21 protein-coding genes are annotated in these 20,690 nt (G+C 37.9%); 16 read left to right on the forward strand and 5 right to left on the reverse strand.

Translation table 11 applies throughout. From position 1 onward, the window contains the following. Window positions 1-3: 3 nt before the first annotated feature. The 13 genes from phnE to ACSKT4_RS17420 all read left to right on the forward strand — a co-directional run bounded on the left by phnE (window position 4) and on the right by ACSKT4_RS17420 (window position 12,149). Window positions 4-810 (forward strand): phosphonate ABC transporter, permease protein PhnE, encoded by an 807-nt coding sequence (gene phnE, locus ACSKT4_RS17360; RefSeq protein WP_186870698.1) that lies wholly within the window; start codon window positions 4-6, stop codon window positions 808-810. A gap of 555 nt (window positions 811-1,365) precedes the next feature. Beyond that, window positions 1,366-2,031, forward strand: coding sequence for a sugar transferase (locus ACSKT4_RS17365; protein ID WP_255488157.1), 666 nt, complete (start codon window positions 1,366-1,368; stop codon window positions 2,029-2,031). Window positions 2,032-2,120: 89 nt separating this feature from the next. Further along, window positions 2,121-3,305: a glycosyltransferase family 4 protein gene (locus ACSKT4_RS17370; RefSeq protein ID WP_186870699.1), complete on the forward strand. Its 1,185-nt coding sequence runs from the start codon at window positions 2,121-2,123 to the stop codon at window positions 3,303-3,305. An 18-nt stretch (window positions 3,306-3,323) separates the two neighbouring features. Then, complete coding sequence (locus ACSKT4_RS17375; RefSeq protein WP_186870700.1) at window positions 3,324-4,328, forward strand: polysaccharide deacetylase family protein; 1,005 nt, start codon at window positions 3,324-3,326, stop codon at window positions 4,326-4,328. 28 nt (window positions 4,329-4,356) lie between these two features. Further along, the gene (locus ACSKT4_RS17380) at window positions 4,357-5,628 is read left to right on the forward strand and encodes an O-antigen ligase family protein (protein ID WP_186870701.1); all 1,272 of its coding nucleotides are present in this window, start codon (window positions 4,357-4,359) and stop codon (window positions 5,626-5,628) included. After that, on the forward strand, window positions 5,625-6,374 hold the full coding sequence (locus ACSKT4_RS17385) for a YveK family protein (protein ID WP_186870702.1): 750 nt from the start codon (window positions 5,625-5,627) through the stop codon (window positions 6,372-6,374). The genes ACSKT4_RS17380 and ACSKT4_RS17385 overlap by 4 nt, the downstream gene beginning before the upstream one ends. A gap of 25 nt (window positions 6,375-6,399) precedes the next feature. Beyond that, a complete protein-coding gene (locus ACSKT4_RS17390; protein WP_465823698.1) occupies window positions 6,400-7,032 on the forward strand; it encodes a CpsD/CapB family tyrosine-protein kinase in 633 nt (210 codons plus the stop codon). A gap of 21 nt (window positions 7,033-7,053) precedes the next feature. Continuing rightward, the gene (locus tag ACSKT4_RS17395) at window positions 7,054-7,881 is read left to right on the forward strand and encodes a GNAT family protein (RefSeq protein WP_186870704.1); all 828 of its coding nucleotides are present in this window, start codon (window positions 7,054-7,056) and stop codon (window positions 7,879-7,881) included. Window positions 7,882-7,923: 42 nt separating this feature from the next. Continuing rightward, entirely contained in the window at window positions 7,924-8,760 is an 837-nt protein-coding gene (locus tag ACSKT4_RS17400) for a peptidoglycan bridge formation glycyltransferase FemA/FemB family protein (RefSeq protein ID WP_186870705.1), read from the forward strand. A 37-nt stretch (window positions 8,761-8,797) separates the two neighbouring features. Beyond that, on the forward strand, window positions 8,798-10,093 hold the full coding sequence (locus ACSKT4_RS17405; RefSeq protein ID WP_465823699.1) for an oligosaccharide flippase family protein: 1,296 nt from the start codon (window positions 8,798-8,800) through the stop codon (window positions 10,091-10,093). Window positions 10,094-10,113: 20 nt separating this feature from the next. Continuing rightward, entirely contained in the window at window positions 10,114-11,175 is a 1,062-nt protein-coding gene (gene galE / locus ACSKT4_RS17410; RefSeq protein ID WP_186870707.1) for a UDP-glucose 4-epimerase GalE, read from the forward strand. Next, window positions 11,165-11,518, forward strand: a complete 354-nt coding sequence (locus ACSKT4_RS17415; RefSeq protein WP_465823700.1) for a helix-turn-helix domain-containing protein — start codon at window positions 11,165-11,167, stop codon at window positions 11,516-11,518. The genes galE and ACSKT4_RS17415 overlap by 11 nt, the downstream gene beginning before the upstream one ends. A gap of 76 nt (window positions 11,519-11,594) precedes the next feature. After that, a complete protein-coding gene (locus ACSKT4_RS17420; RefSeq protein WP_186870709.1) occupies window positions 11,595-12,149 on the forward strand; it encodes a metallophosphoesterase in 555 nt (184 codons plus the stop codon). A 454-nt stretch (window positions 12,150-12,603) separates the two neighbouring features. Here the strand turns inward: ACSKT4_RS17420 and ACSKT4_RS17425 are convergent, their stop codons facing one another. Next, the gene (locus ACSKT4_RS17425; protein WP_186870710.1) at window positions 12,604-13,722 is read right to left on the reverse strand and encodes a C39 family peptidase; all 1,119 of its coding nucleotides are present in this window, start codon (window positions 13,720-13,722) and stop codon (window positions 12,604-12,606) included. 250 nt (window positions 13,723-13,972) lie between these two features. Here ACSKT4_RS17425 and ACSKT4_RS17430 point away from each other — a divergent pair, with 250 nt between their 5' ends. Then, window positions 13,973-14,302: a hypothetical protein gene (locus ACSKT4_RS17430; protein ID WP_186870711.1), complete on the forward strand. Its 330-nt coding sequence runs from the start codon at window positions 13,973-13,975 to the stop codon at window positions 14,300-14,302. A 201-nt stretch (window positions 14,303-14,503) separates the two neighbouring features. On the opposite strand, the gene ACSKT4_RS17435 is transcribed toward ACSKT4_RS17430, so the two are convergent. The 4 genes from ACSKT4_RS17435 to ACSKT4_RS17450 all read right to left on the reverse strand — a co-directional run bounded on the left by ACSKT4_RS17435 (window position 14,504) and on the right by ACSKT4_RS17450 (window position 18,448). Further along, on the reverse strand, window positions 14,504-15,271 hold the full coding sequence (locus tag ACSKT4_RS17435) for a LamB/YcsF family protein (RefSeq protein WP_465823701.1): 768 nt from the start codon (window positions 15,269-15,271) through the stop codon (window positions 14,504-14,506). Window positions 15,272-15,285: 14 nt separating this feature from the next. Continuing rightward, on the reverse strand, window positions 15,286-16,236 hold the full coding sequence (locus ACSKT4_RS17440) for a 5-oxoprolinase subunit C family protein (RefSeq protein WP_465823702.1): 951 nt from the start codon (window positions 16,234-16,236) through the stop codon (window positions 15,286-15,288). After that, window positions 16,217-16,924, reverse strand: a complete 708-nt coding sequence (pxpB, locus tag ACSKT4_RS17445) for a 5-oxoprolinase subunit PxpB (RefSeq protein ID WP_186870714.1) — start codon at window positions 16,922-16,924, stop codon at window positions 16,217-16,219. Before pxpB ends, ACSKT4_RS17440 begins: the two co-directional genes overlap by 20 nt. 555 nt (window positions 16,925-17,479) lie before the next feature. Next, the gene (locus ACSKT4_RS17450) at window positions 17,480-18,448 is read right to left on the reverse strand and encodes a sugar phosphate isomerase/epimerase family protein (protein WP_186870715.1); all 969 of its coding nucleotides are present in this window, start codon (window positions 18,446-18,448) and stop codon (window positions 17,480-17,482) included. A 172-nt stretch (window positions 18,449-18,620) separates the two neighbouring features. Between ACSKT4_RS17450 and ACSKT4_RS17455 the strand changes: the two genes are divergently transcribed. Both ACSKT4_RS17455 and ACSKT4_RS17460 read left to right on the forward strand, forming a co-directional pair. Beyond that, window positions 18,621-19,607, forward strand: coding sequence for a LacI family DNA-binding transcriptional regulator (locus ACSKT4_RS17455; protein WP_186870716.1), 987 nt, complete (start codon window positions 18,621-18,623; stop codon window positions 19,605-19,607). 36 nt (window positions 19,608-19,643) lie between these two features. Continuing rightward, window positions 19,644-20,651: a Gfo/Idh/MocA family protein gene (locus ACSKT4_RS17460; RefSeq protein WP_186870717.1), complete on the forward strand. Its 1,008-nt coding sequence runs from the start codon at window positions 19,644-19,646 to the stop codon at window positions 20,649-20,651. Window positions 20,652-20,690 lie beyond the last annotated feature (39 nt).

The following is a 20,690-nucleotide window of genomic DNA, read 5'->3' on the forward strand; positions in this document are numbered from 1 at the left end:
TAAATGGATATATTAGAAAAACAACTTTATGGTTCAACGAGAAATACGCGTTATTTATGGATGATTGCCAGTATCGTTTTTGTGTTATTTGCGTGGTCTTGTTCTGCTATTCATCTACAAAATGTAGAAAAAAGTGGTTGGACTATTGCTTCTAGCATTTTATCGGGTATCTTTAGTCCTGATTTAGATTTATTAGTTAATTTTACAAAGCAGGGTGTCCTCTATTTACTCGTAGAGACGGTCGCTATAGCCTTTTTAGGTACCATTATAGGATCAATTTTGGCTTTACCATTAGCGTTTTTATCCGCCTCTAATATTGTTCCAAAACCGGTTGCATGGTTAACTAGACTATTATTGATAGTTATTCGAACAATTCCAGCCCTAGTTTATGGGTTAATGTTTATTCGTGTAACAGGACTTGGTCCGTTCGCAGGTGTATTAACCATCGCACTTGTTTCAATAGGGATGCTAGCGAAATTATTTGCTGATGCGATTGAAGAATTAGATAAGAAAATTCTAGAGTCGATGACATCTATCGGTTGTACAACCTTCGAAAAAATACGATTTGGGATTGTACCACAGCTGGTTTCTATCTTTTTGTCCGTTATTATTTATCGATTCGATATGAACTTACGAGAAGCATCTGTGCTTGGTCTTGTAGGAGCTGGTGGGATTGGTGCACCCTTAATATTTGCAATGAACTCTTACCGCTGGTCAGAAGTAGGTTCCATTCTAATAGGCCTTGTCCTACTCATTCTAATCGTCGAATTTATATCCAATCGGATACGACAAAAGTTAGTTCACGGATAGTCGTATGCTAATGCTTGTGGACCTTATCAAATTACATATGCTAGACTTGCCGATTTAGTTGACGATTCGGTCGTGGACAATAATATTATGTTTAAGAGGTTGTAAACGGAGGGGGGACGTACCCCCCTTTTTCTATATAACTATCATCTTTACGAAAAATTGCGATGATTTTGATAAGAGGAGAAAAACAGACATAATATCGTGAGACAATAGTATTATAGAAGTATAAGAGGATATAATCTTGATTAAAAAATATAAAATAACTATTGCCAAGAAACATATTATATTTTATGCTATACTTATGTTCTATATAAAGAACCACAATACGCACTTAATTGAACTGAAAAAGGTTTATATAAGTGTTTTTGTTTTATAATTTGGTTCTTTATAGTGAACGAAGTCGGCGATGTCTACTATGCCGTTATCGTTGTAGGCACTCGGTCATGCTGTGGGTTGAAATTACCTTAGACGCTTGTCGTCGATAGCCTGATGTGAGGGCGGGTTAGATGCCCAAGATAAAATTTATAAGTATTCCGATGAGAAGGAGGAATAACGTTGAAAGCTAACACAAACACAACTAGATTGAATAACGATTATACGACTTCAACAAGCATGCCAAACCTCCAGGAAAAACAAAAGGCTGACTTCTATCGTTACTTTAAACGGACAATAGACATTATGATGTCACTACTTTGCTTACCGGTTGCCATTTTAATAGTGGGGATATTTTCTATTTTAATTAAGCTAGATTCACCTGGTCCTTTATTTTATCTGCAAGAAAGAGTAGGACAATATGGTCGGTATTTTAAATTGTACAAACTTAGGTCTATGTATGTAGACGCGGAAAAAGATGGGCCAAGATGGGCATCAGAAAAGGATCCTAGGGTAACAAAGGTGGGCAGGATGATGAGAAGAACGAGAATAGATGAGCTCCCGCAAATTATCAATATTTTAAAGGGGGAGATGTCTTTCATTGGACCACGCCCTGAAAGACCTATATTTACTGCAGAATTCGAAGCGAGGTACCCTGGGTTTACAAAACGATTAGCAGTAAAGCCTGGATTGACTGGGCTAGCACAGGTCAAGGGTGGCTATCATATTTCTCCTAAAGAGAAGCTGGAGCTAGATCTTTATTATATAGAAAATAAAGGGATTCTACTGGATTTACAGATACTATTGAAGACGGTAAAGGTCGTCTGTTTAGGGCAAGGAGCAAGGTAATAGTCTTGTGAGGTGAATCATACGGTAATGTTCCTTCTGTCATTCAGTACTGGATTGGGATGAAGAAATCCATTGGAGGGGGACTTAAAATGAAATGTTTAATCGTAACAACATTAGAGCGGCAAATTTTATTATTTCTGATACCACATATTCAGTTACTACAGGACATGGGCTATCATGTATCCATTGCAACCTCAATCGAAGATAAAGACACACTTCAAGAAAAAGTACCAAATGTATCGCTGTACAATATATCATTTTCCCGTAGTATTCAGAGCTTATCAAATTTCAGAGCCTACTTGGAGTTGAAGAGTCTGTTTCATAAGGAGTCATTTGACCTCGTTCATGTACATACCCCTATTGCATCCTTTGTTGCTAGATTAGCTGCACCAAAAAAGGTACCTATTGTATATACTGCTCATGGATTTCATTTTAATGAAAATGGCTCAAAGCTAGGAAATCGGATATTTTATCTTGCTGAGAAACTTGCAGGAAAAAAAACGCAGCATTTAATTGTCATGAATCAGGAAGATTATCAAAAGGCACAAGGGTTGTTAGATAAAGAAAGGATCCATTTCATACATGGTATTGGTGTGGATACGGACTATTACAATCCAAGAAGCATTTCTCACAGTGATAGGTTTAACCTGAAAGAGAAGTTAGGAATAGAGGAAAGGAAATTAGTCATTACCCATCTCGCAGAATTTAATGAGAATAAGAGACAAATAGATATTGTTCAAGCAGCGGAACAATTAAAAGATGCTTATCAGGATTTCATTATTTTATTAGTGGGAGACGGTACATTATTCGGTGCTATCAAACAGGAAATCAATCGGCGGGGATTATCTGATTTTTTTCGCTGTCTAGGATTTCGGCAAGATATCCGGGAGATTTTAAGCATTACCGATGTTGGGTTATTAGTCTCATTGAGAGAGGGGTTGCCTAAGTCATTAATGGAGATGATGGCTATGGAAATTCCGATAGTCGTTACGGACATCCGAGGAAGTAGAGAGTTAGTTCGCGATGGGAAGAATGGATTCCGAATTCCAATTAAAAGTCCTAATGAATTGAAGAATAAGCTATTATATTTACTTAAATCTCAGTCGCTACGAAACAGAATGGGGGATATTGGAAGACAAGAAGTGTTAGCTAAGTATGATTTAAAGCTAATTCTTGAAGAAACGAAAAGCGTTTATGAAAGAATCCAGGTGCGTAATCTGAATAAAGCGGCTATACGTACGGAGGAAATACAATCAATCCACTATATGGATTAGGTTTATCGGTGGTGAAAAATGCATAACAAAGGTAAATTTGTCATTTCACTTGATTTTGAATTAAATTGGGGTGTATTTGATGTATTAGATTTCAACCAATATAAGCAGCATTTAATCGGTGCTAGAAAGGCTGTTCCGGTGATGCTACACCGATTCAAGCAGCATGATATTCATGCGACTTGGGGGGTTGTTGGTTTTTTATTTTTTTCAACGAAACAGGAATTAGTAAAGGAAGTACCGCAAGTACAACCACAGTATGAGGATAGTACTTTATCCTCCTATCGCCATATTCAGAAGATAGGGGAGAATGAAGTGGAGGATCCGTATCATTATGGGTTGTCACTTATTAAGCAAATCAAACGTATTCCGCATCAGGAAATAGCAACACATACGTTTAGTCATTATTATTGTCTTGCTCCTGGACAGGATGCTCGTACATTTGAAGCTGATTTAGTCAAGGCAATCCAAATAGCAAAACAACACAGTATCTCAATCAAGTCTTTAATTTTTCCTCGTAATCAAGTAAATCAAGCTTATTTATCCATATGTGAGGATCATGGTTTAATTAGCTATCGAGGTTGTGAGGCACATTGGTTATACCAAATCAAGTCCAGTGTCAACGGTAAGGTAAAACGAGCAATCCGACTTATAGATAGCTATATAAATCTTTCAGGCCATCACATATATCCTGTGGAGAACAGGGGACAGGAAGCTAGTCTGGTGAATATCCCATCAAGTCGTTTTCTAAGGCCATATTCCAAGCAGTTCCGATTTCTTGAGGGATTAAAGCTAAAGCGAATTAAGGCGAGTATGACGAGAGCCGCAATAGAAGGGAAGCTATATCATCTTTGGTGGCACCCACATAATTTTGGGGTTCATCTTGAAGAAAATATCCAAATGCTTGATCATATCATCGAGCATTTTCACATGCTAAGACATCAGTATGGGATGGAAAGCCTAACGATGCAGGAAGTAAGTGAGCGAATGGCAAGCCAATTAACAAACGAAACAAAGATCATCTAGCAAAAAAATATAAAATGTGGTGTTTAGAATGTATGTTTCTCTAAAGAAACTGGACTTCTTTCTAATCGGATTATTAGTATTTTGTTTACCATTTATGTTTCATCTTCAAGTAATCATTCAGTTAAATGCTTCTATTAGTGATATTATCTTGATTTTCCTATTGTTTTGGGTCTTTGTAAATAAGGAAAATTGGGATATTATTTCCCGTGTTCTAGCTTATTACCATCTTATTATTATCTATGTTCTACTTCTACTCTACTTTTGTCTAGTCAGCATGATTAACTATTTTACTAATATTTTTGTTGATTATCCGTATGGGATATCAGCTGTAATGAAGTTATCGATTAATTTTATGTATGTAGTGGTGTTTTTGATCTATATCGAAAAATATAAAGAAGAAATGCTTTTACATGTCTTGCGATGGTGGAAATATGCGGCAGTTGTAATATCGATTCTCTGTATTGGTAGTGTGCTATTGTTTCGATTGGGGATTGATAATGGCTTAACATTGCAAGGACGTGCACAAGCAACGTTAAATGATCCGAATTTAGCAGCGTTGTATCTAATCGTTTCGCTAGCAATCATCGCGCTTTATTCGCTTCAAAAAAAGAAAAAAATAGCAATTAATCTATCCATTTTCCTTGTACTGGTTGCTCTTTTCTCAACTGCTTCACGTGGTGGAATCTTAAGTATTGTAATCGGAGTATTGGTGGTAATCTTTCTAGTAGTCATGGCAGGAAGGCTGAAGGAACTCATTCTATTTCTATGCCTAGCATTAATTGGTTTCGTGATCATCTATTTGGTCAATACCTCCTCTAGCATATTAAGCTTTGCTGTAGAGAGAGTAACTAATATCGGATCTGAAGGGGACGGCACCTCTTATCGAGTATTCTTATGGGAATCTGCGATTGAAATGTGGATTCATAATCCTTTGATTGGGGTTGGTATTGGTCAGTTTATTGCGTATTCACAGGAGATGTTTGGGGTTACTTTTGTCAATATTCCTCACAACACCTATTTATCTTTTTTATCAGAGACTGGATTTTTAGGGTTCGCTGCATTTATTTGGTTTCCATTGTATCTGATGAGTAAGCTGGTCCTTGGTTTGATAAGTAGTAGTAATACAGTATTCTTCTATTTGCTTATTACACTAACTGCCATTGGCATTCAAGCGATATCAATAAACATTGAAAACATCCGCTTTATCTGGATTTTTATAACCTTAGCGTTTGTGTTAATTAGGAATGTAGTGAACCACGAATCTTCTCTACAAGTACAGAATCTGGAGGTGAAAAGATGAAGGACACCCTTTCCATTCAAGAAATCATTCAGACCTTAAAAAAACGAATGGTTTTAATTATTGGCATAGCGGCTGGCTTAGTTTTAATTGTCGCACTACTTAGCTATTATGTACTACCCTCTACTTATCAATCTTCCTCACAATTTATCGTTATCGAGCAGCAGAATGAAAACATCCAATTCAGCATGAGCCATTTAGAGACTAACTTGGAGCTGATTAATACGTATAAGGAAATCATCAGTAGTCCATTTATCCTGGAAAAGGTGATAACGGAGTTGAATCTTTCTATCCCACTGGATGACCTTCAAAAGGATATTGAAATCACCAGTGGAGATAACTCGCAGGTTGTTACTGTTTCAGCTATTGGACCTAATCTAGAAGAGGCAGCCTTATTAGCTAATACAGTCGTTAATCAGTTCCGAAGTAATATTTCCGATATTATGCCCGTAGAGAATGTTTTTGTGTTATCGGAAGCAAATCCAGCTCTTTCACAGAAACCAATTGCACCAAGACCAATGATGAATATGATAATTGCTAGTATTGTTGGGATGGCGACAGGAATTGGGTTAGCTTTATTTCTAGAACTAGTTAATACGAAGGTAAAGGTCGAACGAGATATAGAAGAGCTAGGAATTCCTGTGTTGGGAGTTGTTTCCACTATGAATAAACATAAACCGAATAGAAGAAAGAGAAAATTAAGCTCTAATCGAAAGGAGGAGAAAAGACTAGATGCGCAAGAGGGATAAAGGTATGCGAGGAACCCTTGTTACGATGGAACGAGTTGAAAATCAAATATCAGAGGAATTTCGAAGTCTTCGATCCAATATTAAATTTGCGTCATTTAATAAGAATATCAAAACAATCGTGATTACCTCGCCAAGCTCTGGGGATGGGAAGACGATGACTGCAGCAAATCTTGCTATGGTATTCAGTCAAGAGGGAAAGAAAGTACTATTAGTAGATGCGGATTTAAGAAAGCCTAGTATTCACTATATGTACGGATTAGTGAATGACTGTGGCTTATGTAATTTTCTTATTGGTCAAAAGGATATCAACGCCATCATTCGAAGTGTCTATCCTAATATAGATGTGATAACTAGTGGACTTACTCCGCCAAATCCACCTGAATTACTTGGTTCTGTCCAAATGAGCGATTTTATTTCTGAGGTAAGAGAACAATACGATGTAGTGGTTTTTGACACACCACCTGTATTAGCTGTAACAGATGCTACTTTAATCGCTAACCAGAGTGATGGTTGCTTATTAGTGGTAAGGGTGAAGAAGAATGATGTAAAAGATGTGATAAAGGTGAAGGAGCAGCTTCATTTTGCTGGAGCTAATTTACTTGGAGCCGTTATAAATGGGAAGAAGCAGGTCAAGAACGAATATTATTATAAGAAATAATGGCTAAAGGAGATTAATAGTATGTTACGCGTTCGGTATAAGCGAGGGTTTCTTAGAGTATTAGAGGTCATGGAATATGAACAAATGGAGAAAGCAACATCGATTGATCTTGCTTTCTATTCTAAAGTAGTCTATCCATTTGAACACCAAAATATGCCATTACGAGATAGAGAGGGTAGGAGTCAAGTAGTGGTACAGCATTGTAAAACGTTACTAATAGATTTACGTGAAACAGAGGAAGCGATTTTTCAAGCAATCCATAAAAATACTAGATACAAGATTAATCGCGCAAGAAAAAGGGATCTGATTTCGTATTATGAAGTAGAGTCACCAACCGATGCAGATTTACATCGGTTTTGCACGTTTTACAACAGCTTTGCCAAACAAAAGAAGATTCCACCGGCAAATATCGACAAACTGCAAGGTTTACGAGACCAACAATCGATTATCTTAACTTATATAACAGATGAAGATGATAGGATGCTATGCTGCCACATCCATTATCTAGTAAAGGAATCTGCTGTCTTGCTTTATTCTGCTTCTGGACGATTTGATAATGCCGAAATGCGGAATATAATTGGAAGAGCAAACCGATATCTGCATTGGAGAGATATGTTGAGCTTTAAAGCTAAAGGGATTGATTGGTACAATTTCGGTGGTTTGTTTGTCGATCCATCTTCTAGTGAAACGAGTAGTATTAATCGTTTTAAGAAGGAGTTTGGGGGTATAGAAGTTAACGAATGGAAACTGCTTCATGCCCAGTCGTTTCTAGGTAGGTTAGTAGCTTTTGCATATAGGATGAAGATTTGTAAGCGGCCAGAGTATGTCAGGGCAAAGATGGTATTTTGAGAAGTAGATCCAGTATACACTCGGGTAGAAAGGATGAATGGCATGTTACAGGTTTTATATAAAAGAGGATTATTAAAGATGGTGAATGCGTTTGAAGTAACAAATATAAAAGAGTGTCAGCCTTCTGATACGGTAATCACGACAAATGTTATCTTCCCTGGAAGCAACTTAGAATGGAATTCAGATGATAAAGCTTTCGTATATTTACTCGGTAAAACATCGCTTATACATTTAAATAGGGAAGAGGAGGAGATCTTTGCCGATATTCACAAAAATACAAGATATAAGATTAATCGAGCAGAAAAGCGTGACCCTATTCAGTGTTATGTAACAGACTCCCCTAGTGACGTACAGCTTCAACAATTTGTAACCTTTTTTAATAGTTTTGCAAAGCACAAGCAAATTCAAGCTGCCAATTTGGAGAGATTAAAATCTTTTCGTGATCGACAAGCTATTATTTACTCTTATGTAACCGATGAGAAAGATAGACTTCTTTGTGCACATATTCACTATATCGTAAATAATTATAGCTGTTTGCTTTATTCTGCTTCGGCAAGATTTGAAAACTCTCAAATAAGAAATATGATTGGTAGAGCAAATCGACTCTTGCATTGGCAAGACATCAAATTAGCAAAGGCAAAAGGATTAACATGGTATAACTTTGGTGGCATATCAACGAATGAAAAGGATATACCACACCAAAAGATTAATCAATTTAAAATGGAGTTTGGTGGCCAAATAGTAGATGTGTTAACAAGCGTATATGGAATTACGATGTTTGGGAAATGTGCTGCTTTTCTATATAAATTAAAAGCTAAACATCGTCCAGAATATATTACGCAAGAAACAGTAAACAAACATAGTACCTATTCACATTAAAGTGTAAAAAATATAATGGGGCATAAGGAGAAAAGTCGTGATAATTGAAAAATTACCTTTATGGAAGAACATGTCATGGACGGTGGTTGGGAATATTTATTATTCTTTGTCACAATGGTTTATGCTTATTATTCTTGCGAAGTTAGGGACACCAGAATTAATGGGAATATATATGCTAGGATTAGCGATCACGGCACCTATTATATTTTTTTTCGAAATGGATTTACGCGTTATCCTAGTAACGGATGTGAAGCATAGTGTTGAATTTAGTCATTATTTAGGAACAAGAATGATTTCCTTGTTATTTGCTATCCTGACAATCTGTTTATTAGCTATCTTGTTCAATTATACTTTGCTGACGATGTGTATTATTATCATCATTGGGCTGGCAAAAGTCTCGGAATCGATTAGTGATATCATACATGGGCAATTGCAACGATATGAGCGGATGGACTTTATTTCCATTTCTCATATTATAAAAGGAACATTGACTTTGTTGATTTTTTTTCTTCTTTTATTCTTCACTGGGAACTTAGCAATGGCACTTATCGGTCAAGTAATCACTTGGTTTTCCATCCTTTTTTTATTTGATCGAGTCGTATTGAAGCGCTATATCTCCATGAAACCCAAGTTTAAAGTCCCGATTATGAAATCACTACTAACAATTGGATTTCCATTAGGAATTGTTACACTTCTCGCGACATTAAATACAAATTTACCCTTATACTTTGTGGAATATTTCTTAGGGAAAGAAGTGCTTGGTTTTTTTGGCGCACTTCTTTATTTATTATTTGCCGGGAATCGGTTTGTTAATGCTTTAAGGCAACCAAGCATTCCGATTTTATCCAATTTATTTGAGCAAAAAGCGTTGAAAGCATTCAATCGTTTTATGATTAAATTAGTAGTCGTTGGTGTTGGCATTGGTATTGTTGGAGTACTACTAGCCTACTTTCTAGGAGAGTGGATTCTAACGATGCTCTATTCGGCAGAATACACTAGCTATAAGGAGGAGTTTGTTCTAGTTATGGTAGCTGGAGTCTTCTTGTATCCACTAATGTTTCTAGACGCTGCTGTTGATTCTGCAAGATATTTTAAGATTCAACCTTATCTCACCCTGCTTTGGATTATTAGTAGCGTGATTATTGGGGCGTTGCTTATCCCGAATTATGGGATAATTGGAGCGGTGTATGTGGTGCTCCTTTCATCTATTATCCAATTTTTCACCTATGTGATTGTTTATAGCTATATTTTAGTTAAGGCAAAAAGGGTGGACAAAGTCGAGGGAGTTCATCCCCACCGAGAGGTTGTTCCCGAGATGAAACATGTACCGTAAGTTTAAAGGAGGGGGATCTATTGGCTATATTAGTGACAGGTGGTGCTGGCTATATAGGAACACATCTTTGCGTAGAATTACTTTATGCTGGATATGATGTGGTCGTTATTGATAATTTTTCAAACAGTAATCCAGAAGCACTTAGAAGAGTGAAAAGGATGACTGGTAAGTTACTTAAAATATATAAACTGGATTTAATGGATAAGAATCGGCTAGCACAGGTATTTTCAATGGAACGCATTGATGCTGTTATTCATTTAGCTGGTTATAAATCCGTTAGCGAATCTACCTCAACACCATTAAAGTATTATGCGAATAATATTGCAGGGACGATTAATCTCTGTGAAGTGATGCAGCGTAATCAGATTAAAAGGTTAGTGTTCAGTTCATCTGCAACGGTTTATGCACCCACTGCTCAACAAGCTCCCATTACAGAAGAACATCCTGTAGGTGCTAGTAATCCATATGGTTACACGAAGCAAATGATTGAAGGGATTTTGCATGGAATAGCACAATCCGATCCATCTTGGAGCATTCGTGTTTTACGTTACTTTAACCCAGTGGGTGCCCATGAAAGTGGACGTATAGGAGAAGATCCTCTAGGTGTACCGAATAACTTAGTTCCTTATATAGCAAATGTTGCGGTCGGTAATTTACCGACGCTTTTTATCTATGGAAATGATTATCCGACAAAGGATGGTACAGGAGTAAGGGATTATATCCATGTAGTCGATCTAGCTAAGGGACATCTACACGCGCTCAAGAAAGTAATGGAATCAATAGGCTTTGATACGTATAACCTAGGAACTGGTAAAGGGTACTCAGTATTAGAAATGGTAAAGGCGTTTGAGGAAGTATCGAACAAAATAATTCCGTACAAAGTTGTATCGAGGCGAATAGGTGACGTAGCAATTTGCTATGCAGATGTATCCAAGGCACGGGAGAAGTTAGGCTGGGAGGCAAAGCGGGATATCATGGCAATGTGTAGGGATACATGGAGGTGGAAAAAGCGTAACCCAAACGGTTATGGCATAGGGGATAGCAAAGCCGATGAAAAAGAGGTAATGGTACATGATTGGTGAAAATCTTAAAAAAGTTAGAGAAATTAGGGGACTCAGTCTATCCGAGTTAGCTGAAAAAGCAGGAATATCTAAGTCTTATTTAAGTAATATGGAACGAAATCTCAATGAAAATCCTTCTATCCAAGTATTAGATAGGATTTCGAAAGCTTTACAAGTTGATATTCAAACATTGGTTGGTGTAAAGACATCAGGTAATGTTGAATTGGATATAGAGTGGATGGATTTTATTGATGAACTAAGGGAATTACGAATTGAAAAAGAAAAGATAAAAGAGCTACGACCCATCATTGAGTTTTTAAAATGGAGGCAAGAGGTTTCAAGTAATGATGGGGAATTGGATTAATGGATTAGGGCCATCTCTCACCTAAATAATAGATGGAAAGCGGGGGACATCCTTTTCTCGCCGAGGAGAGTATAAAGTGAAGAGAATATGGAGGAAATTAAGTCGTATCTTTTTCATTTTAGGACTATGCATGCTAGCTATTTATATTTTAAATGAAATTTCATCTGAAACAATTGGTAGGATTGCGTATTATCCTGACGAGTCATATGGCAGGAGTTGGGAGTATGTCGCCTATCAAAAAAAATTATTGTTTGGGTTACATAAAGCGTTAGAAAGGAAGTCTGAATCCGATTTACTCATTGCACTAAATCATTTTCCAGTAGTAGATGAACGGGTAGATGAAATCATTGATAGTACACTTTTATCTTGGCAGAACTTTGATCTAATCATCTCTGGACATTATCATGGTGGTCAAATTCGAGTTCCCATCCTGGGTGCCGTATTTGTTCCAGAATCCTGGTATCGTTCTGGTTTTTTCCCACCACAGGATCGTGTAAGGAGATTATGGGAGTACTATAACACAAAGCACTATGTAAGTACGGGGTTAGGGAGTAGTAATGCGGTTTCGTTTTTGAACTTTCGATTGTTCAATTCTCCTGAGATAAATTTATTAACGTTTACGGGAGGATGATTTATTAGGTATAAAAAGTGGATGGGAAAACTATTTCTAACATAGGATAAACCGAACATTAAAGTTAGCGCATCAACCCCACCCCGGAAATATATTTGCGGTTGCTTTCAGTACAGGGGCGATATCTGCTCGAAATGACCTCGCAGTGTCTTCTTTACACTTTATCACAGCATAAGTGCACATCTGCTCGAAAAGACCATTGCAGTGTCTTCTTTACCGTTGGGCGGCTGGTGAGCCTCCTAAGTGCTAACGCTCCCCAGGGGTCTTACCGATGCCTTTCCTCCCACAGGAGTCTCCGTATATTTCCGGGGTTAATGTGGTGATGGTTCGTTCTTCATTACCTTTGTTTTAGTTTTGTCCCAGCCTCTGGTATTTGTAAAATAACTCAATTTTTATAAGTGTGTCCTTTCTTTAGTATGATGAAAGATAAAGAATAGATTCACTTTGGACAATTTTAATGTACGATTAATGCATGCTTACCCATTTCAAAATAACTATTAAAAAATACATCCGCATTATATGTGACCTGTCCTTGTAGTGGGTCCATCACATGAACTTGATCACCGATTTTTCCGTATAAAACTACCACATGTAAATTAGTAGTCGCGGCATAATACTCTCCAGAATCTTGAAAGTACCAATGAGAATTAATCTTAGGTGCACTTAAATCTAATGTTACCCACATGACAACAGGAATTCCTTTATGAAGATAATCGATAATTGCTTCCTTACTGCTTCCTGTTATATTGTATGCTTTTTTATTACTTCCTTGTTCACTTAAGTATGTATTCGCAGCGGTTACAATAGGTGGGGCATAACTATACCATCCACCAGGCTGTTCCCGAGGATCCCCAACATAATATTCGTATGGATTCGGTCCAAAGCGCTTTTCTCCTTCATATGTAAAAGGCTTCTTTGGTAAATAGTTATCTGCCATGTTCGTTTTGGATACCTGATAACCATAATAGTTTAGTACACTTGTTAAGGTGGTTATCTCGCAGCCATTTGGTAACTCTGGTTTTTGCATGATGGTAGGAACTGGAATATATACTTCTTGTGCTTTCGCTTCTTTTTTCTTCTTTTCTTCTAATCTGTTTTTTTCTTCAGCTGCCGCTAAATTGCTAGGTTCCAAGGATTGTAGTTTGTTGTAGGTAGTCTCATCCACTATTCCATTAGGTTCGAGTTGTACGTGGGACTGAAAGCTTTTCACAGCTTTTTTTGTTTGGGGATTAAAATTACCGTCTGCAAGAATGTCGTAGCCAAATTTTTGAAGTAGAATTTGTATCTCTTTGACATTTATTCCAGAATCCCTGAGTTTAATGGGGAGGAAAGATTCGTTTTCCATATCTTGTTCTGGGGAGATAGAACGATATAACGCATCATCTTTTGAAAATGCCTTTGCTGCTGAGGTCGCTTGACTTTCTGTATGTCCCGTAATTATGGTTGAATCATTACCTAATATGGTATCTTCATCAGATTGAAAAGTTGTCGCAGAGTCAATCTCGGGAAGTAATAATTGCGCAGCGGCTATTACAATGATGACAATTACTATAAGGGTGACCCACTTTTTCACTTGTCCGCATCCTTTCCATAAAGTATCCTGTATTGCTACGAGTTAAAAATACGCAAAATTCCGTTTATTATAATTATACCATATAATCGAATAGAAAATGACTTAAATGAGTTTCACTATCTAAACCGATATGACAGCTACTGGCTTCAATTTGGATTTTTTAGTATTACCTACACTTGATTTTAAACACTACAACAAAGTGTGGTAGAATAAAGAATATAAAATAAACTGAAAATTTGAGGGGTATAGATTGGAAAAAGAAACGAATAACCGAGGTCCATGGACGTTAGTTGCGGTGCTATCCGTCATCTTAATTGTGGGCTTACTTTTAAATCAACCAATGAATCGAGACAAGGCAATTGAAAAGGCAAAAGAATTCGCACCTGCTGAATTTGAAGAAGTTATCTCAGCCCAATTCATTCCTATAAATGAGAATCAGCTAGGAGCGGAATTATGGGAAATTCAGTTGGGTAATGATGACAATCAGAAGGCCATTTTAACTATTAATGCGCAAAGCGAAAAATTAGTTGAAGGTAAAATAATTGATGGCGATACTGGAGAAGTATTGGACGAGTTTTAGTGTGGTAAGTAAAAGTAGCTATGGAATCCTACAAGGTAAAGATTGAGGATTTCATAGCTGTTTTTGTTGAATGTAAGGTGTTATTATTATCCAACTAACTAATCATCCTTATGCATTTCATAATTTAGCTGTATATGTATAACCTTACGATATTATAAAAATCTTGAATACTCATAGAAACGGGCTATTAAGTTGAATTTTTCAGTAGTTAGAAGAAGCAATCATTATCTGATTCTCTTCCAACTTTTCCCGGATCACGCGAATCATCTCCACAGCAGATGGTGTATCACCATGCACACAAATTGTTTGTCCTTCTACTGCTATTTTCTCACCAGTAATAGTCGTAATATAGTTCTCAGTCACCATTTTTAACACATTCATGGCAACTTGATGTGGGTCTGTTATTACCGCTCCTACCTGGCATCTTGGTACTAACGTTAGATCCTTATTATAGGCTCTATCCGCAAATAACTCTAATACGATAGGCTGTCCCTTTTCGTTGGCTACTTTTTCTAATTCTGAGTTTGGCTTAACATATATAGGAAGCTTAGGATTAATAGATTGGACGGCATCAACGATAGATGTCGCAATCATTGTATCAGTATCGGCCATATTATTTAAGTTGCCATGTGGCTTTACATGCTGCATGGTTACGCCATGCTTTCGGCAAAAAATATCAAGTGCGCCAATTTGATAGATAATCAGATTAGTTAGTGTCTTAGACGGTATATCCATGTTCCAACGGCCAAATCCGAGTAGATTTGGAAATCCAGGATGTGCTCCGATACCAACATTATATTTATTTGCCATTGCAACGGTATGGTCCATTACATCCGGGTCACCACCATGGTATCCACAGGCGATGTTTACAGAGGATACGAGCTTAATTACGTCATCATCATTTCCTAATTGATAGGCACCAAAGCCTTCTCCCATGTCACAGTTTAGATCAATCTGTCTTCTTTGCATGGTAAACCTCCTTTTTAGTACTGGCCTGCTTTTAATTGTTGGAACAGTTTTTCTTGTTCACGAAGTATCGCGTGTGCTTCCGTTAGCGTAACACATTCAAACGTAATCGAGTCCTTAGGTCTAAGCTGTGCTACCTTAGGAAAATCTGCCTTGATGACTCCGGCAATTTTCGTGTAGCCGCCTACACTTTGCCTACCTACTTGGAAAAGGATGGGTTGGCGATTTTGTGGAACTTGTATGGCTCCTTGGAATAATCCTTCTGAAACAATATCAGCACCGTTCCTGTGCTCGATAGCTGGTCCTTCCAAACGACAGGCCATCCGATCTGAAGCTATTGATACTGTATATTCAGAGGAGAGAAACGTATTGATCCCCCTCATAGTAAATGCATCATCTTGAGGGCCAAGTACAACGCGAATCTTGATATGGTTAGGATATTCCGGAATTAGGCTTGGCAGTAATCTTCTTCTAAAAGGACAGTTAGAAATTCGGGGATAGGTTTCAATGATATCGCCTTTTCTTAAGGCTCTTCCTTCTATCCCGCCTATTCCGCCAATTATATCAGTCGCTCTACTGCCCATTACCATTTCTGCGTTAATCCCTCCAGCCACAGCAATATATGCACGGCATCCGGATAAACTTCCATTAAATTTCAGTATATCGCCTGCTTGAATAGGGAATGAAGTCCACATCGGGGCGGGGTGATTGTTTACTTCGGGTTGTAGATTACCACCGGTGATGGCGATGACCATATTATTCAGTACCTTTAATTGTAAGCCGACTAACGTTGTTTCTATTGTTGCCTCCTGTTCTCTATTTCCAACGAGAAGATTTGCTATTCGATGTGCATAGGAATCCGCTGCGCCGGAGACTGCGAGACCATATTTTTGATAGCCTTTTCTACCTAAATCTTGTATGGTCGTGAGAAGACCGGGTTTCAATACTTCAAATATAGGAATCACCACCTTGCTGTTGGCGAATGAGTTGATCATGTTCTTCCTTTGTAATTGCTTTAAATGTAACCCTGTCACCAGGTGAGAGTAAAAAAGGATTATTCCGTTGTGGGTCATATAAAGTTATTGGCGTATGGCCGATTAATCGCCAACCTCCTGGACTAATTACTGGATAGATACCGGTTTGGTTGTTGGCAATCCCAACACTCCCTGCATGAATCCGTGCCCGTGGGTTTGCTAGTCTAGGAGTTGCGATTTTACTAGATAAGCCACTTAAAAATGGGAACCCTGGTGTAAATCCTAAGAAGTTTACAGTATAGCTAGGAGTGGTGTGAATTCGAATCACTTCTTCTTCAGATAAATTATGGTAATGCGCTACGTCAGCTAAATCAGGACCAAGCGCTCCGCCGTATAAGACAGGAATTTCAACTTGGTTAGTCTGTTCTCTTTTGGATAAGTCGATTTGCTGAAGGAGCTCTTTCAGTATTTGAAGCATGGACTCATAGGTAATTTTCATTGGATTATAGTGAACGAGTAGGCTGGAATAACCTAGAATTACCTCTTCCATTCCTACTACCTTTTTTTGTTCAACGAGCTCTGCAAGTTTTCGAACGGATTTACTAGTTTCATTACGAATATGTTGTCGAGAGAAAGTAACTAGAATGGATTGATCTCCTGCGATGTTAAATGTGACATTCATGTGAAGCCCCCTTCTCCATTATACATGAAGTGAAAAAAATCACTCAATTTGAATGTGCTTCATAAAAATTCATAGTAGTGTTTGAATACATATTACTTTGCTTGATATGAAACCTATCCATGTATAGAAAATCCATGATGACCAAGAGTTTATTTTAGTTCCGTCTAGTAGATCTACTAAATTGTAATAGTTAACAAAGAGTTTACAGAGGATTTATATTCTACTAATAAATGGTATTTATAATATAAATTGTAGTAAGGATTACTCTTCATTAGTTGTTTTCTGGTTTATGATATATACCCCCTACTTAAGATAAAAGGACACGAACTGCTCACACCACTACGGCAGTTGGTGTCTTTTTATGTTTGGTTTAGTATGTGTGTACGGCGGATGGCTTTGGCATTTTTCGAACCATAGAAGATTTATTAAAGGAAAGAGCAGCGTAGAGATTTTTAAAACTACTGTAAGCTCACCAAACAGCCCACCGGTTTCCCCATGACTTCATGGGACTAGTAGGCTGTTCTCATTGTTAATGAAAAGGTTGTTAGTACGATATTACGTCCACCACATATCTTCAATAGACTCTTTCACCATAACGGCTTTTAAGGTTTGGATGGCTTTTGTGAAGCCTTCTTCTATCGACATTAGTCCGTCTTCGTGTTCAATACTTACAACGTAATCATAGCTGTAAAGGCGAAGTGTGCTAATCATATCAGCCCATTCTTTTCCGTCATGACCGAATCCTACTGTACGAAAATACCATGCACGATTTTGCATGTCAGAATAGGGGGTCATATCGGTTAAGCCATTTTTGTTCGTATTCGGTTGGTCGATAATCGTATCCTTGGCATGGAAGTGATGAATAGCATTTTCCCTACCAAGTATTTTAATGGCCTCAATTGGGTCAATGCCTTGCCACCACATATGACTTGGGTCCAGATTTGCTCCAATGGCCGGTCCACATGCTTCTCGTAGTCGTAATAGTGTTGCAGGTGTATGTACAGAAAATCCCCCGTGGAGTTCAAGACCAATTTTTACATGATGCTTCTCGGCAAAGGCTGCTTTTTCCTTCCAATAAGGAATGAGCTTTTGTTCCCATTGCCACGTTAAAATTTCTTGAAAGTCATTTGGCCACGGTGCTACTGGCCAGTTTGGGTATTTTGCATCTTCATGGTCCCCTGGACAGCCTGAGAAGGTATTGACTACTGGAATACCTAGTTGGCTAGCTAGTTTAATTGTTTTTGTCAGTGTTTCATCTGCTTCTTTTGCGATCTGTTTTTGTGGGTGAAGTGGGTTACCATGACAACTTAAAGCGCTTACAATCAATCCGCGATCATTAATCTTATTTAGAAAATCCGCTTGCTTCTCTTGGTCATCTAGTAGTTCATCTAATGAGCAGTGAGCATTTCCTGGGTACCCACCTGTACCTAACTCGACTGCTTCGATTCCTTTTGCGACAACATAATCTAACATATCTTCAAGACTTTTATCGGAAAATAGTACGGTAAAGACGCCTAACTTCATGTAAAAAACCTCCTAAAAATGTAATCCGTTACATTCATTATACATAAAAGTAATCAAAATCAATATAATTTTATAAAAAAATAGTCAATTCATTATTGACAAACAATTCTTATAACTCTACAATCAAATTGTAATCGATTACATTTAGAATGAACTGAAAGTAGGAATCATCATGGCAAATATACATCAAATCGCCGAGCGGGCAGGTGTTTCTGTTGCAACGGTGTCCAGGGTATTAAATAATGCACCTACCGTATCACCAAAAACTAGAAGTAAAGTGGAGAGCGCGATCAAAGAATTAAATTATCAACCGAGCATGCTAGGAAGGAATTTACGAAATTCAGAGAGTCGTCTTATCTTAGTATTATTACCGACCTTCTCTAATCCATTTTATTCCGAAATTATTAACGGCATTCAAGATACGGTGATTGCTAAAGGGTATAATATTCTGTTATGTGAAACAGATTCAAGACCAGAGCGAGAAAATATTTACTTTAATATGGTAAAGAACAAGCTTGCTGATGGTGTAATTTCGATGGATCCAACCATCAATATGAAAAAACTAAAAGAATTAGCGGAAAGCCATCCCGTCATCCTTTGTAGTGAATATGAAGAGGGTGGTTGTATTCCATATGTGACCGTTGATAGTGAGCTAGCTGCTTATCAAGCGGTAAAGCATTTAATTCAGCTTGGCAATGAAAAGATTGCGCTAATCAATTCGGATGAAAAATTTCTCTATGCTCGACAACGACGTGCAGGATTCGAGCGAGCGTTAAAGGAATTTAGTTTACCAATTCGTGAGGAATGGATATATCATACGAAGGGATTAGATTTTCAGCATGGTGTTCATGCGATGCGCATGATACTTCAACAAGAAGAAAAACCGACTGCAGTGTTTGCGGTTTCTGATACATTGGCTATAGGCGCATTGAAGGCAATCAATATGGAATTGAGAGCGATGGAGCCAATTGCAGTTGTCGGTTTTGATAATATTAGTTTTTCAAGTATGACGAACCCGACTCTAACAACGGTATCCCAGCCAATGTATAACATGGGCTGTACGGCAGCAGATATGCTGTTGAATAGTATGAAGGGGGAGCGGGTGGAAAATATCGTATTGGATCATGAATTAATTATTCGTGAATCCACGATGGGATAGTACCAGTGATTTTCACCAAAGAGGGAGGTTTTGCTGATGGGGTTTAATGTAGGTATCATCGGATGCGGATCTATTACAAGGTTCCGACATGCTCCAGAATATAAAGCGAATCCACATGTGGAGGAGATTGTTTTTTATGATCGAAATATCGAGCGTGCAGAGAGTCTTGCTTTAGCGTTTGGCGGGCGGGTTGCAACGAGTTTAGAGGAGCTGTTAAATGATCCTTCCATCGTTGCTATTAGTGATTGCTCCTCTAATGAAGCCCATCACATTCATACCACTAAAGCGCTTTTGCAGGGCAAGCATGTATTGTGTGAAAAGCCACTAGCTATAAGTGTGGCACATGCAGAAGAAATTGTCGAAGCAGAGAAAACGTCAGGAAAAATCCTCATGCTTGATCATAATCAACGGTTTACTAAGGCACATATAAAAGCAAAAGAAATCATTGCCAATAAAGAATTGGGTGAGGTCTTAACATTTAAAACTACCTTCGGACATGAGGGGCCAGAAAGCTGGGGCGTTACGAAATCGAATGCAACCTGGTTTTTCCAAAAGGATCGTTCCTATTCTGGGGTTGCAGGTGATTTAGGGATTCATAAGATTGACCTCATTCATTGGCTACTTGATGATGAAATTGTAGATGTAAAATCCTTTTCCGGTTCACTTGATAAAGTAGATGAGAATGGAAATCCTATCGAGGTTCCAGATAATGTTGTTTGTGCGCTAAAAACGAAACAAGGTAGGCTTGGGACGGCCACTTTTTCTTGGACCTATTATGGAGTAGAGGATAATTCCACAACGATTTACTGTCAAAAAGGAATAATTAAACTCTATCACGACCCCAATGCACAGCTGATTGTAGAAATGCGTGATGGAACGGTTGTGAAATATGAAATGGAGCAGCTACAAACCAATGATAATCAAACTAGTACGGGTGTCATTGATGCATTCATTGATTGTATTGTAAATGAGAAAGCTTCCCCTGTTACGAGTCGAGAGGCGATTGCATCATTGAAGGTAATTGAAAAAATACTTCAAGGATAAAATTCCCTTACTATTGTAATGGATTACATACAGAATAAA

Source organism: Ornithinibacillus liuyingii, from assembly GCF_055550225.1.